This window comes from Priestia sp. AB, assembly GCF_028369225.1.
GTDB lineage: Bacteria > Bacillota > Bacilli > Bacillales > Bacillaceae_H > Priestia > Priestia megaterium.
Map to the genome: position 1 here is coordinate 106,817 of NZ_JAQMYN010000012.1, position 14,042 is coordinate 120,858.

The window sequence follows — 14,042 nt, forward strand, 5'->3', positions numbered from 1 at the left end:
AGTAAATCAAATTATTATCGTTTTACCCCTGGGAATATAGAGAGGAAGTTGAAGAATTGATTAATGTAACCATTAATTTAATGAAAGTTATTTTGCATAGTACTATGAGAAACAACTTGGTTTTTATGAATTGTTACTTTAATTCAAGAGCCATTTTGTTATCCAATTCTAAGAAGCTATAAATTATTTTGTTTATCTTGATGGTTCTAATTACTATCAATACAGATCATGGCACGAACTAACTATACAGCCGGCCTGCAGCTGAAAAATAGAAAAAACTACTGGTGCCGCCTAATCAGTAGTTTTTTCTATTCTATAAAATCATCTAATAGGAGCGAGCCTTTAGTGTGTCTGAAGTAACTTGCTCAAACTCTTGGATAATATATATGATGAAGAATTCATTTGAAGATGAGCTATTAAATCCACTATCTATTGCTTTTCCTGTTCTCTCTTAAGATTAGAAGCTATCCTATTAATAACATTCTGGGATTTTATGAATCATCTTAGTATCCCTATTGGCTTTAATACCATTATCCAATGGGATTTTCAAATGAATGATAATCTATTTATCATTTTATTATTGCATTTTGAAATATCTTACTCATTCTAGCTTTTTGCAGTTGTAAGGGATCAATAGTTGGGATAATGTTAGGAAGTACAGGGGCCATGAGATTACCTACAAGATTACTGTGAGCTATATCACTCTTCCCCGTTACAGGGTTAATAAAAGGACCCGTAGGGTCTATAGCATTAAATCTAAATATATTATTAAAAGGTTGTTTATCAAGTTCAGTCAATAGAACATGTCCTGCTTCATGTGCAAATGTAAAAGGTGCATTTAAAGCTCTGTTGCTCAATGCAATAGAGCCAAAGAGCTTAAATTTAGGTATACCATCTCTAATTCTAAAATCCTCAATTATGACTCCTCCTGCACCTATAGGGCAAGTACTATCCGAAGAAAATGCAAAATCATTCCCACTCGTATAAACAACGTATATCCCAATTGGATTGCCAATCTTATGTTTAACTTTCTTAATTAAACCTTTAACAGGACCTTCCATTGCTGCTTGAAAACCTAAATTGGTCGCGTCTATTATTGTTTTCATTTCAAATACAGGTTGTGGAATAAAATTTATATTACACATTCCTCCGCCATTCCATATCTGATTTGCCAAATTGATGTCTCGATTAAATCTTTTTTGCCTTCCATTGAAATCACTAGGCTTAGAGCCTGCAGTAAAGATACCATAAACATTAACTTGAAGGTTATTTTGGTATTGTTGATCGGGTCTAATTTTTAATATTTGATTAGGCCAAGAAACCATATTTGTTTTTTTTTAGACTTTCTATTATTCAATCGATGCACTTCCTTTTATATCGTTAATATAAGCTATGAAACTACGGCTGATTTGCTTGTATGCTTATCCACTAACAGTGATAAGTGATAAAATAAAAATTTTCAAAGCTAAAATCCATTGATATAACTTATACAATAAAAAAACTACTGAACTCCAATCAGTAATTTTTTCAATCACGATAGATAGAAGTTTAATTTACTATGTTTTTCAAAACCTCATATATCCATTCAACAAAGGGTCCCATTACAAGATAATCTTAAATACGTTTACACCAAGGATATCTATATTAACTAAAAGAGGTTAGTTAAAAACGTGGTAGCCAAAATTGCTGTCACGCACTCTAAATAAATGTAGTTATTCCGATCACCCTTTTCAAAGTTCGAGCTACAGCTTTACGATGAATAGCAAAATTGTAAAATTGTTAAACACTTAAATAGCTCATTAGTAAAAATAGATTTCTATGCCAAACCTTACCGTTAATTAGGATTAATGATTATAAAATATGATGTTCTCTAGGTTAAAGGAGAGATAAAAAGTGGAAGACAAAACAAAAGATGTACTTTCCATTGAAATTAAAATAATAGACGGGAGAAATTACACAATTAGAGATAAACAATCTATATATGACATAGAGGAGCAATTAATTGGTAACAAGGAGTTACATTTAGGTAGATTCCTGTCAGTTGCACCTGGCAAACCATCCTTAGATAAACAGAGAAAATTTGAGCATATGTATTTTAATATTAACCATATTCTAAGTATTAAATATCTAAAAAAATTTGATTGAAAGAGGTAAAGACTTTTTTGTAGTTATACCTTTCATGCTATTTTTCACAGGTCATAACACATATATAAAAGGTACGTGTTTTATTGATTACTTCCAATTTCATCTACTGAAGGAACATTGAAATTCTATTGTTAACGATGTAACAAAACGTACATATTCTGGAAAAACAATCCTTGTTGGAAGGCTACTTCCCCAAGAGTTCTTTTGAGTGGGATTCTAAAACTAACTTTATATACCGTATACACTCTAAACTGAAAAAACTCCCTTAAACGGTAGGGAGTTTTTCTTTTAACTAACAAGACTCTAGATATAGCCCACTTTATTGATTGGACAATTCACTTGAAGTGAGTTAATGAATAGTGTTTATTTACTAGTTAATACAACCTTACTTTAATTCATTCCTATATACATTTTCCTCACATCAAAAGCCTCTTCAGTTAATCATCGAATAAGCCTTCCATGTCTGTAAAATTCATTATGGTAACTAAAATTTTATGTTCTACACATTTTAAATACAGAAAAACCTACTGTTTGAAAGTAATTTCTTTCTGTCACATCATTTGTTTTTAATTTTAATCCCGGCTTTATAAGGACTACAAGTGATATATTTGTTCGAAAGAACTTGCAAGATAATCAAATCCGCGAGGACGTAGTGTTTCAAATTGTTGATGAATTTTTATTCTTTCTTCTGATCCGCCAGGCAGTTTGTAAAGTTCTGTAACAGGCTGCTCGTTATTTAAACATTCAATAATTCTAAAAAGCATTACCCGAAAAGCTTTTTTCAGTTCATTATATTCATTTGGAAAACGCTCATCTAGTGCATTATATTCAACTAATGTCTGATGCATATGCATAAATGATAGTTCTTTCCATTCAAGAGATAAGATAAGAACGTCTATATTTGGATGTTTTTTAACGAAACGATAATGATTACCCCATTGTTCTTTAAGTTTTTTCTTAGATATTGGATGCTCTTGATGATAAGCAACTGTAGAGGGATCTAAAACAAATTGCGCTCCGTTTTTATATAAACGATATCCAATTTCCCAATCTTCTGCCCCATAACCAACAAAGGTTTCATCAAAATATCCAGATTTGTTTAATTCTTCTTTCCTTACTGATACATTTCCACTTAAAAATGCGATATAGGGAAGTGTAAATCCCTTAAGCCTCTCCCCGAAATGTTTTAACCCACTATTAAGAAAATATCGGTTAGAAAATGATAAACTTTGAAAACGTTCTGTATCAATATCTTCTATTGTTACAAGCGGATAAGGTTTCTTTGATTTATGTCTAGTACGTTCGTAACTTTCGTATATTTCCATATACTTAGGATCTTTTCTCACTAGATCTTTTAGGTGTGCCAATTGATCTTCATTATAATCAGGCATAATAAAAGTATAGACTCCTTCATAATGCATGGCTCCCGTGACTACAAGGTTTGTTTCTTGCAAGTGATGTTTATAGTGGTTTTGAATAAAATGAGGAGTCACTAACATTTCTCCATCCAAAAAGATTAAAACATCTCCTTCAGAATGCTTAATTCCTATATTGCGTACAAAGGAACGTCCTTTATTTTTTTTCATACGTATATATTTAAATTTAAATGGGACGTCAATTTCTTTTAAAATATCACGAGTTTTATCAGAAGAAGCATCATCTACTAAGATAATCTCATAATCAGAGTCAGGAAACGTTTGTTTTGAGAGGCCGTAAAGGGAAAGGGAGATTTGATTATATTTATTATAGGTAGGCATAATTATACTAACTTTAATTGGATGGTTATGATTATTTTTTATACTCATCTTATATAAGCTGTTGTCCAAATTATAGGATTGATTAATTTCACTTTTGGTTTCTCTTAATTTTTTTTGATTATTTTCTCCCTTTTTTTTATAATTTTTTCCCTTTTTGTATTTTTTTCCATCTTGAGGGTTGTGATAATGACCATAAGAATCTATCTTAATCATCCTTTCCTTTTTTTTTATAATATTCAATTGGTTGAAAAATGCCTGTACAGTACAAAAAATGATTTATAAATGTTGAGGAATTGAGTAAAGAATAAAGTATTATTAATTGAAGTAATAATACTTTTATGAACCTCATCTAAAAAATTATTGATCCAGATTAAAATGTTAAGAAATTCAAATTCATCTTTTTTATTTAACAATTTCTATGTGATTTAGGAAAAGATAATCAGAAATAAGAATTAACAACTTCCATTATCCGAAAGAGCTACCGCTGTAAGTAAGCCTTCAATTCAATACTCAAGTCAAGTACTTGCCTATAGTGTTATATATTATATATCTATAATTACCGATAAGCTTCATTATGATGAACATCAGTGGAGACCTGTAATCTTCGTAAGGGTTAGCTCAGGAGTGTATACTGATTTGCCTAGGTATTGGCAAGAGGAAAAGAAGATTCATAATCATAATAATGCTGGGATGTGCCCCAAATCTTGCCCGAAGTAAAGAACCCAGCTAACCTCGTCTTATCTATAAGATGCGGAACTTGGTAAGCTCCTTGTCACTTGTGTAAACAGGAAGGGAATCATAAGATTCAACGATGTGACAGAGGGTAAAGGACAGGAGAGAAAACGAATGTCGTTATCTCGAAAGAGAACAGGAAGGTAGGAAACTATATAAATCGATGGATACTATTGTTTTCTAGGGGTCAATGTTATACCTTCTAAAACATAATTCCAAGTCTCAGGGTCATTTGGGATTCTAGGTACTTTAACTGCACATACTTTATCAAGTCCCCAATCAATTTCACTTACACCCTTGAAGCCTTCTTCTGGGCAAAGAATAAGAATATTGAACTGATCTTTAACAATTCCCTCCAAAGTCGATTGTAATTCTACAGCTTGTTCATAGGTAGCCGCCCATCTAATAAATAAAATAGATTGAGAACTTGTGATTTTTTCGAAAAATCGATCGATTCGATGGGTAAGTTTCTCTTTATAGGAAACATATGTTGCACTCCAATGTTGATTTGGAATTATTGGGAAATCATGTACTGAAATAACATTGTAAAGAGTATCTTCTATCAAATAAGATTCGACACCTTCAATCAGGACTCCGTCATTACTAAATGCAAATGCTCCATCTATCAATTGCATATTTTCAAGTTCCATAAAGCCATTGAATTTATTTTTAAGTAGTCTATTAACATCAGAAAGTGATAGAGCTACACTCCAATCTAGTGGTCCAGCGAATGTTCTTAAATTTAACCGTTTTAATTCCATTGCCGGATTACAAGCGCTACCTAAGCTAACAATTACATCATATAATCCCTTAATTTCTTTTAGCTTCAACAGAATTCTCCTTTTTTTATGACTTACTATATAAGATGATTAATTAGATAAATTTGATTGGACAAGCTGTAAAAAGTTAATTATAAAAATAAGCTCCAGAGGAAAAAATACCCATTTAAAAGATTTTTTAGATACCGATTTAATCCATTATGTTAACTAATGTTGTATAGCATAGACAGCTTATAATGGAAAAACCTACTGCTCCTGGAGACTGACCCCCTGAACAGTAGGTTTTTCTGCTTATACTTGGTTTTATACAGAGCGATGATTTACACCATCTTGAGTAGTTTTCTCAAAGTATTAAATCTTATTCTTGATAAAAAAATTGTTATAAATTAAACGATTTAATGGTCTAAAAAAAGCCCTTAATTAGTTAATGTTACTCCATTTAAAACGTAATCCCATGTTACATTACTATTTGGATCGTTAGGAACGTTAACTACACAAGTTCTACTTAATCCCCAATCAACTTCACTAATTCCCTGCAGACCTTCTACTGGATTAAGGATAAGGACTTTAAAGCTCCCCGTCGTTATCTGGGATAAGGTAGACTCTAATTCAACTGCTTCTTGATAATTAGCTACCCATCTAACAAATAAAATGGATTGACTATTTTTAACCTTATCTAAAAATCTATCTATCCGATAGTTGAGTGTTTTTTTAAAAGGTGGATAAGCTAAAAACCAATTTTGGTTAGGGATAATAGGGAAATCATGAGCAGAAAAAATTTTATAAACAGTATCTAGTACTAGATAGGATTTTATAGGTTTGTGAATCCCTTTATCTGGAAAGATAAAAACTCCCTCATCAGCGTACATAGAAACTCCTTTATCATTTATCACACGCATGTTTTTAAGCTCCATAAATCCATTAAATTTATTTCTTAACAATCTATTTACATCGGAAAGGAATGGGGAGTAATTCCAATCAAGTGGACTTGAGGTAAATCTTTTTAAATTAAGGCGTTGAAATTGAATAGCTGGATTACAAGCACTTCCCAAACTAAACACAGCATCATAGGATCCTTTGATATCATGTAAGTTCAAATTAATCATTCTCCTACTTTTCTTTTGAAACTCTCCTATATAAGATGCTTAGTGGAGTAAATTTGCTTGGACAATTACTTTTATGTAAGGCATATACATCCTAAAAACAGAAAAGACTACTTTTTGCCCCAAAAGTAGTCTTTTCTCTCGCCTAATAGCAATGTAAGAACCGAAATCTATTGGAAGAGCAAGGAGGTTGCTCAATATTATAGTATGCAAAGTAATGAAAAGCGTTTGGACAGGCGCTCAGTGTATCTAAGTTTTTTACTATTTTTGTGTCTGATTCCTAGGAAGTTCATTATGTTAAGTAGATCTGTATATGATATACATTAAAAAGACAAGGAAAAGCACTGAACAGGTCTCAGTAGCTTTTCATGATACATGTTGTCAACTCAAAACAATGTGGATTTCCGAATGGACGCTTTAGAGCATCCTGGGTAGTTTGCTCAAGATATTGGATCCGATTAGTTCTTTTAAAAACTAACTTTATATATCCCTTACACTTTTAACTTCTTCATCATTGGCTAAAAAATTTATAGAAAGCACTATCGGGTAGAAAGAGGTTTTTAAGTTCATAATCCCGCATAATACACATTGAACACTCCGTAATAAAATAACTAGTTGTATTAGGATTATAAAATCCTGCCCGATGTAACCAAGCATGCATAATGGATCCTGCATCTATGCCAATATTGCCTACCTTCGATAGATCAACAATAAATGATAAAGGTACTTTGGTTCGGTTTAAAGCTGTTAAAGCCAAAGTAAGGGAATCATTATCAAGGGAGCCAGCAAAGATCTTCGCTTTGGGAGCGAGACGCAAACCGTTGTCACGTATAAGTCGGGTGAATTGATCCATAGCTATGTTCGTAGCCACTAACCCATTGGGAATACGTGGTCCAGTATACCAAGCAGGTTGTAAATTCCGTATTGCATACACATTATTGCAAGCAGCTAAATTAGAAATACCATTATTAGTTCCACCATTCCATTTTTGCCTCAGATGATGGAACCAATTAAATAGTACAAGTGAAATGGCATCTTTAATACCTTGTTCTTGTGTTAGGGTAAATTGATTGTCAAGGTCAAAATAAATAAAGGAGGGTAAATTGGTAACTCCCGGAGGTGTAGGGACAGGTATTGCTATTTCTCTGAATGCAGCGGGGTACTGTGGCGTAACTAAATTTGTTTTTAAAACATCCTGCAGAATAAGTTCCATACTGATGAGGATCGGTTGAATATTGATTGGCAAAGAGATGTTCTCCTTTCATAAAAGATATTTGTACTAGTAGAATATTCACTTGAATGAAAAAAGTTTGGACATGTGAAGATAGATAGAACGCCATTAAAATTGAGAGTTCCAATTTCTTAATAATAATGATTATTTTAACTGGATAATCTTTACTTACTGTATACGTTTAGAATAGAAAAGAACGCTGAACCTCGAGGCTGCACCCTTAGAGCGGATGTTGAAAAAATCACAGTTAGTCGACCTTGGATGGAAAAGAGGGTCAAGCTTTTTTTAGATAATAGAGGCGTGCAAAAAAAGGATATACTGATCAAGAGTGTTACATCAAAAGATGGGAAATGAGGAATGTTGTTTTAAGAATTTCCATGGAATCTTAATGAGGGAGGGAAAAGGCAAGGATTTACGTACCAGAAGTATTAAAAAATCAATATATTATATAAAGAGACAAAAATAATTAAATCGACAATCCCCAGTAAATTATCGTAACGAGCAACTTGTTGCACAAGGAAATGGGGATCTTAAACATGTACAACCAGATCAAAAAACAGGGAGCTATTCCCCTTAGGAAATAGCTCCCTGTTTTTTGATTTTCGCTTTTTGGATCCTTAACCACTTCATCGTTGTTAAGTAGCTTGCTAAAGTAGTTGGCTCCTATCCATTTTATCCTTAACCCACAGCCTTTGAGCCCGAATTAGATCCCAAGCTCCATAAACTAAATATAATCGTGATTAAACCAAGAATTACACTTGACCAAACCTCTCCATTTGTTAATGAATAAATGAATGGGAAAATTACAAACCAGACACCAGTAATTGTTGAAATCCAATTTTGCCAAGAATTCCAACCAGGCTTGTCATAGCCCCACAATGATACAATAACTTGAATAATTCCAAAAATAATACTTGACCATAAAGCTCCTGATTGATCTGAAAAACCAATAACCCAAGGTGCGATAATAAACCAGAGTCCAATTAATGCATTTAAATTACCCCTTATTTTCACGGTTACACCTCCCAAAGGTTTATGAAATCCCTAAAGATTTCATTACTAAATTATATGCTTAAAAATTATTAACATTAACTAAAATGAGGATACATAGTGATTTATAAAAAAAGCAAAAACAATCTGTAGGAGGCAGATTATTTTTGCTCAAAGAGGGATCAGGGCTACAGCTCTTAACTGTATTGTATATTTCTCATTTCACTTTATAATTACCTGTAAAATTACTATCTTTGTATACTAATATTTTTTAAATAGGAGAAAAATTGTCAAAATAATCATATATTTTTACTTTCTTTTATATTATTTCCTTATGTTCCATATAGAAAAGAAATAACTTCTCTACCCTTTTTCTATTATTAAAAATACAATAGAGACATACCTATGGTCGCACAATGGGTCGCTTGCATAGTTAACATAATCGCAGGTAAAAAAACTTAATGATATTAATGAATACGTTAAAATAACTTAGCCTACTCAAATTTTAAGAGTAGGCTTTTTATAATTGTTATAACTTTTTCGGCTTAGAAGGAGACGGGGTTCCCTCGGGCACAAATGTAAAATAGCTAAGTTTTAAGTATAATTTTTGAAGATAATAGCTAGTTAAATCAAGAGTAGGAAGTAATAAAGGATAAAACCGACAACAAGTAAGCTAGCCCATGTTTTGAAAATTTCATTATATATATTCTATAGGACGTAAAGTGAAGTTTTATTCCCTAATATCTATTATCTTAATTAGTAAAGGCAACAGCCATAGTATATACAATTTATATTTATGAATTGATAATTATAAATTGTAGAGTAATTGGTACATCTTTTGAAGGAGATTCTTCTAAAGTTAATTTTCCTTCTTCAACTGTGTAAGTACTTTGAGGCTGCAGAATACCATTTATAAATAAGTTAATATAGGAAACTTTATTCGGTGACAATATTTTGGCATCTCCGTATTGTGGTACACCATCACTGTTTAAATATTCAAGTTTCTGTCCATCTGAAAAAGTAAAGTATAATAAGCTAGTTGTTGGTATTACTCCCTGAAGTGGTGGTCCTTGAGGTCCCGTGGCTCCTTGAGGTCCTGGTGGTCCTTGAGGTCCTGGCGGTCCTTGAGGTCCTTGAGGTCCTTGGGGTCCTGTAGCTCCTCGAGGTCCTGTAGCTCCTCGAGGTCCTGTAACTCCTCGAGGTCCTGTGACTCCTTGAGGTCCCGTGGCTCCTTGAGGTCCTGTGGCTCCTTGAGGTCCTGGTGGTCCTTGAGGTCCTGGCGGTCCTGGTTTTAGACAACAGCAAGGATGAGATTTACAGTAAGAACAAAATTTATTAATACATGAAGGATCCCTTCTAGAAAGGGAGTCCGGAAGTTTGTACTCACTGTAAATCTTTTTAGAGTAACGTTTTTTGCATTTCTTTTTTTGATAACATAATTTTTTATAAAAATGATCTTTGTGCTTTATATTCATCCTATCTTTACCTCCTCCTTTCAGTTAATTTTGTTTTAATGTATTCTCATACCGAATAAAAGGGGATAAATTATATACTCAGTTAATGTAATTTCGGAAATGCATAAATAAAAAGAGAAGATCACATTTGTGATCTTCTTCTTAACCAATATAGCTCTTCACCCTAATGGATAAAAGTTTCTAGATTTATACAAACAATAGTTAATATAATTATGAAATTAATGGTATTACGTACTAATAACAGTAGTAACTGCTAAAGTACTCGTTGGTGTTGAAGTGGAGGTTGCTGTGTGAGTCACTATTTCTAAAGTAACAGGTGCTCCAACCGTGACATCATCATCAAGTGCTAGATCAGTTGGTGACAAAATGTACGCACTAGTTGGTTGAACTACACCATTAACATAAACAGTAGCATAAGAATTAGAGGCAAGCGTAGGTAAGACTGTAAGAGCAGTTCCATTTTCATCAATAAAGCTTCCAGCAGGTACGGTTGTTGTTAGGCCAACAACCATTGGGGCTGTAACGATTGCAGTAAATCTAGCAGGTGTAGGAGCAACACTGGTTGCAGTGGCAACTGTAACATCTCCGGTAATAGTGCTAGTAGCTGTAAAAACCGGTTTAATAATAGGCATATAAATTCACTCCTTCATAATTAATTAGTGAAGGAATTATTAGATAGTCCTTCTTTCTATTAATAATCCAAATTTCTAAATTCGCAACTGTCAAATGTCTATAGTTCGTCCACATATTTCTTATTTCTTAATAATTAATACTTTTAGACATAAGACTTTGAATATATATTTATATATTTAGTTATTCGCCGTTTCTAAATCAGGGGAGAAGAATAATACAATAGAGATAAGACTTTTTCAAGTACCTTGCTAACAAGTTAAAATCAAAATTACAGGTAACGTATATTATAAAGTTGTTTCTTGCCTCTTTTTTATTAATAAATTCACATGAGAATGCTAAACTTAATATTTTTAGAAAGGGGTGTATATGAATGCCTATTGTAAAACCTTTTATGAATTCCCTGAAATTCAGTTCTATAGCAGGAAATGGAACAGGCACAGGTCCTGGATACACTATTCTTGCTACAGCTTTTACGACTGATACAGGTATAGCTGCTACAGCTTTTCCATCATCACCTGCATATTATAACCTTTATATTAATGGTCAAATTCAAACAGCTGATACATCGACTATTACCACTACTGCCATTACTATTCCAGATGGTGACACACTCTCTCCAGCAACTCCAATTGTAATAGAATTTGTTGTAAACTAGTCGTATCCTATTTCTGGACTAGTTCTTCTGTAAGCAAATCAGACATTTTTCAGAAATATGTATTTCTTATTTTCAAATAAAGCAGTGATTAGACAATAGCAAGGATAGAAATTATATCACAAACAAAATACTAAAAGAGATGGAGTCTCAAGCATAACACGATCATATGATTGCTTATAATAGTTAGGTTTACATCTCTTTTTTCAACAGTATATCTTCTTTTAAATAAGCAAAATCTACCTGTCACCTTTATCCCCTTACGTTTTCTTTATTCAGGTATCAAATAAAGAGGGAGAAATTATGTAATGTGACCACCTGGATTTACATAAGAAGCTTCTAATTGCTTTATGACAAGCTACTGACTAAATTCAGTAGTTTTTTTATTTATTGTATTAAGATGAGGGTTGCGGAAATTAACCTCACTTAATTCCCACCTAATGATTGGGCTTTTTGACGCATACATATAAACATATTCATTTATAAAGGAGGGGAGATATACACATTTTCTTACTTCTCTTATATACTGAAACGATTTATTTTATTCTAAGAGGTGAATTAATTGCCATATGTAAATCGGTTTTTAACCAATGCCAATGGAGCTATTACATTTACAGGTAATACATTTGGGTTAAATAAACAAGCTAATGCTAATGCTCCTGGAACTGCAGGGTCTATTGGAACGTTCTTTAGTGTCAACCCAACTTCTGTAGACGGCTCCTTTCCTACAGGAACTACTGCGAATTACTTACAAAATTCCTCCAGTGCTATTTTAAGACTTCCATCTACTACTACTCAAATTCTATACGCAGAATTAATATGGGGAGGAAGCTACCTTTATGGTGGAGAGGATGTTAGTTCTGCTCTAAATAATGCTGTCACTTTTATTACTCCTAGCAGAACGGTTAGTGTGCAATCAGATACGACTACACGCTTTACCTTAACAAGTTCAAGTTTTTATTATGTGCGTAGTGCAAATGTAACAAATTTGATTTCTCAAGCAGGTACGTATTCAGTTCTAGGAGTTCCTGGAACACAAAGTACAACAGAGAACAACGCTAATGCAGCAGGATGGACACTGGCTGTAGTGTATGCTGATCCTTTACAAAAGTCTCGAAACTTATCTATTTTTGTTGGAGCAGAATTAACGAGTTCAGCTACAGGAAGTTCTACAGCAGCTGTATCTGGATTTGGCACGCCTATTACAGGAACAGTAAACGGAAGATTATTAGTAAGTGCTATTGAAGGAGATTCGGCTATAGTAGGTGACCAGCTTCAATTTGGTCCTACGACTGCGTCTTTGCAGCCCGTCTCTGGTCCTAATAATCCAATAAATAACTTTTTTGCTTCTCAGATTAATAACGACAGTGGCGCATTAGATACAAGTGGACAGTTTGGCAGTTTAAATAGTACACCGGGAGGCAGCTTATCTGGTGCGAGACAGGGGTGGGATATTACTAATATTGACGTCTCGGCCCGTTTATCAAATAATCAAACTAGTGCCGTCGTACGTGGGACGACAAATGGAGATACTTATGTTATTAGTGCTTTAGCTCTTCAAGTAGATATTAATGCACCTGTTTTAAATGTATCAAAATCTGCTAATGTTACATCTGCTCGAACAGGGGATATCATTACTTATACAGTTCAAGTAAGTAATACTGGAACTGCTGCAGCCAATGTCCTAATAGCTACAGATCCATTGTCTTCAGCCACAACGTTTATTCCTAATAGTTTACAAGTAGATGGTGTTACTCAGACAAACGTGGATATTCGAAATGGTCTGCCCCTTGGAACACTGAATATCAATCAAACTCGAGTTTTGACATACCAGGTTAGAGTGGTTGGCCCTCTTACATCAATCTCTTCTCTTGGTAATCAGGTTTTTATTAATTACCAATTTGAAAGTACACCAGGAAATGTATTAACTGGATCAGGTGCGTCTCCTGTTAACAGTGTAACAGCTATTAATACCCCTCCTACAGTCCCAAACTATACTATTACAAATCCCGAGGATACTGTAGCAATTGGAACAGTTATTGGCAATGATATTGATGGGAATCCATTAACATATCGTATTGGTACGAGGCCAACAAATGGAATAGTAACAGTTAATCCTAATGGACAATTTGTCTATACCCCTAATTTAAACTTTAACGGAACTGATCAATTTACGGTTATTGTAGACGATGGACAAGGAGGAACAGCTACCTCCATAGTTACAATTATAAATACGCCTGTAAACGATAATCCTGTTACTCAAAACTATGCAGTTATCACTAATGAAGATACCCCCCTAGTTGGTCAGATACAAGCTACAGATGTAGATGGTGACTCACTTACCTTTCAATTACAGTCTCCACCAACAAATGGAACAGTTACTGTAACTAATAGTGGTTCCTATGTATATACCCCTAATTTAAATTTTAACGGAACCGATCAATTTACGGTGCTGGTATCAGACGGTCATGGAGGAACGGCCGTTTCCACGGTGACAGTCACTGTTACACCGGTAAATGATGCACCAACGGTGCCAAACTATACA

11 protein-coding genes are annotated in these 14,042 nt (G+C 33.6%); 3 read left to right on the top strand and 8 right to left on the bottom strand.

Translation table 11 applies throughout. The features are described 5' to 3' along the window. Positions 1-569: 569 nt before the first annotated feature. A complete protein-coding gene (locus POF52_RS25415; RefSeq protein WP_176585961.1) occupies positions 570-1,325 on the bottom strand; it encodes a hypothetical protein in 756 nt (251 codons plus the stop codon). A 568-nt stretch (positions 1,326-1,893) separates the two neighbouring features. On the opposite strand from POF52_RS25415, the gene POF52_RS25420 reads away from it, so the two are divergent. Next, positions 1,894-2,145 (top strand): hypothetical protein, encoded by a 252-nt coding sequence (locus POF52_RS25420; RefSeq protein ID WP_176585960.1) that lies wholly within the window; start codon positions 1,894-1,896, stop codon positions 2,143-2,145. A gap of 593 nt (positions 2,146-2,738) precedes the next feature. On the opposite strand, the gene POF52_RS25425 is transcribed toward POF52_RS25420, so the two are convergent. The 7 genes from POF52_RS25425 to POF52_RS25455 all read right to left on the bottom strand — a co-directional run bounded on the left by POF52_RS25425 (position 2,739) and on the right by POF52_RS25455 (position 10,844). Next, complete coding sequence (locus tag POF52_RS25425; RefSeq protein WP_271996025.1) at positions 2,739-4,115, bottom strand: glycosyltransferase; 1,377 nt, start codon at positions 4,113-4,115, stop codon at positions 2,739-2,741. A gap of 689 nt (positions 4,116-4,804) precedes the next feature. Next, entirely contained in the window at positions 4,805-5,464 is a 660-nt protein-coding gene (locus POF52_RS25430) for a DUF1796 family putative cysteine peptidase (RefSeq protein WP_176585958.1), read from the bottom strand. A gap of 365 nt (positions 5,465-5,829) precedes the next feature. Continuing rightward, positions 5,830-6,519 (bottom strand): DUF1796 family putative cysteine peptidase, encoded by a 690-nt coding sequence (locus POF52_RS25435; RefSeq protein WP_255323607.1) that lies wholly within the window; start codon positions 6,517-6,519, stop codon positions 5,830-5,832. A 508-nt stretch (positions 6,520-7,027) separates the two neighbouring features. Beyond that, positions 7,028-7,762, bottom strand: a complete 735-nt coding sequence (locus POF52_RS25440; RefSeq protein WP_176585956.1) for a hypothetical protein — start codon at positions 7,760-7,762, stop codon at positions 7,028-7,030. 663 nt (positions 7,763-8,425) lie between these two features. Continuing rightward, a complete protein-coding gene (locus POF52_RS25445; RefSeq protein WP_176585955.1) occupies positions 8,426-8,761 on the bottom strand; it encodes an SPW repeat protein in 336 nt (111 codons plus the stop codon). A gap of 770 nt (positions 8,762-9,531) precedes the next feature. Then, complete coding sequence (locus POF52_RS25450; protein ID WP_334314416.1) at positions 9,532-10,212, bottom strand: DUF4183 domain-containing protein; 681 nt, start codon at positions 10,210-10,212, stop codon at positions 9,532-9,534. A gap of 227 nt (positions 10,213-10,439) precedes the next feature. Next, positions 10,440-10,844 (bottom strand): DUF4183 domain-containing protein, encoded by a 405-nt coding sequence (locus POF52_RS25455; RefSeq protein WP_098449653.1) that lies wholly within the window; start codon positions 10,842-10,844, stop codon positions 10,440-10,442. A 371-nt stretch (positions 10,845-11,215) separates the two neighbouring features. Here POF52_RS25455 and POF52_RS25460 point away from each other — a divergent pair, with 371 nt between their 5' ends. Together POF52_RS25460 and POF52_RS25465 are read left to right on the top strand one after the other, a co-directional pair. Then, positions 11,216-11,500: a DUF4183 domain-containing protein gene (locus POF52_RS25460; RefSeq protein ID WP_098449654.1), complete on the top strand. Its 285-nt coding sequence runs from the start codon at positions 11,216-11,218 to the stop codon at positions 11,498-11,500. 559 nt (positions 11,501-12,059) lie between these two features. Continuing rightward, on the top strand, positions 12,060-14,042 hold a 1,983-nt coding region (locus POF52_RS25465), incomplete at its 3' end, for a tandem-95 repeat protein (RefSeq protein WP_271996034.1).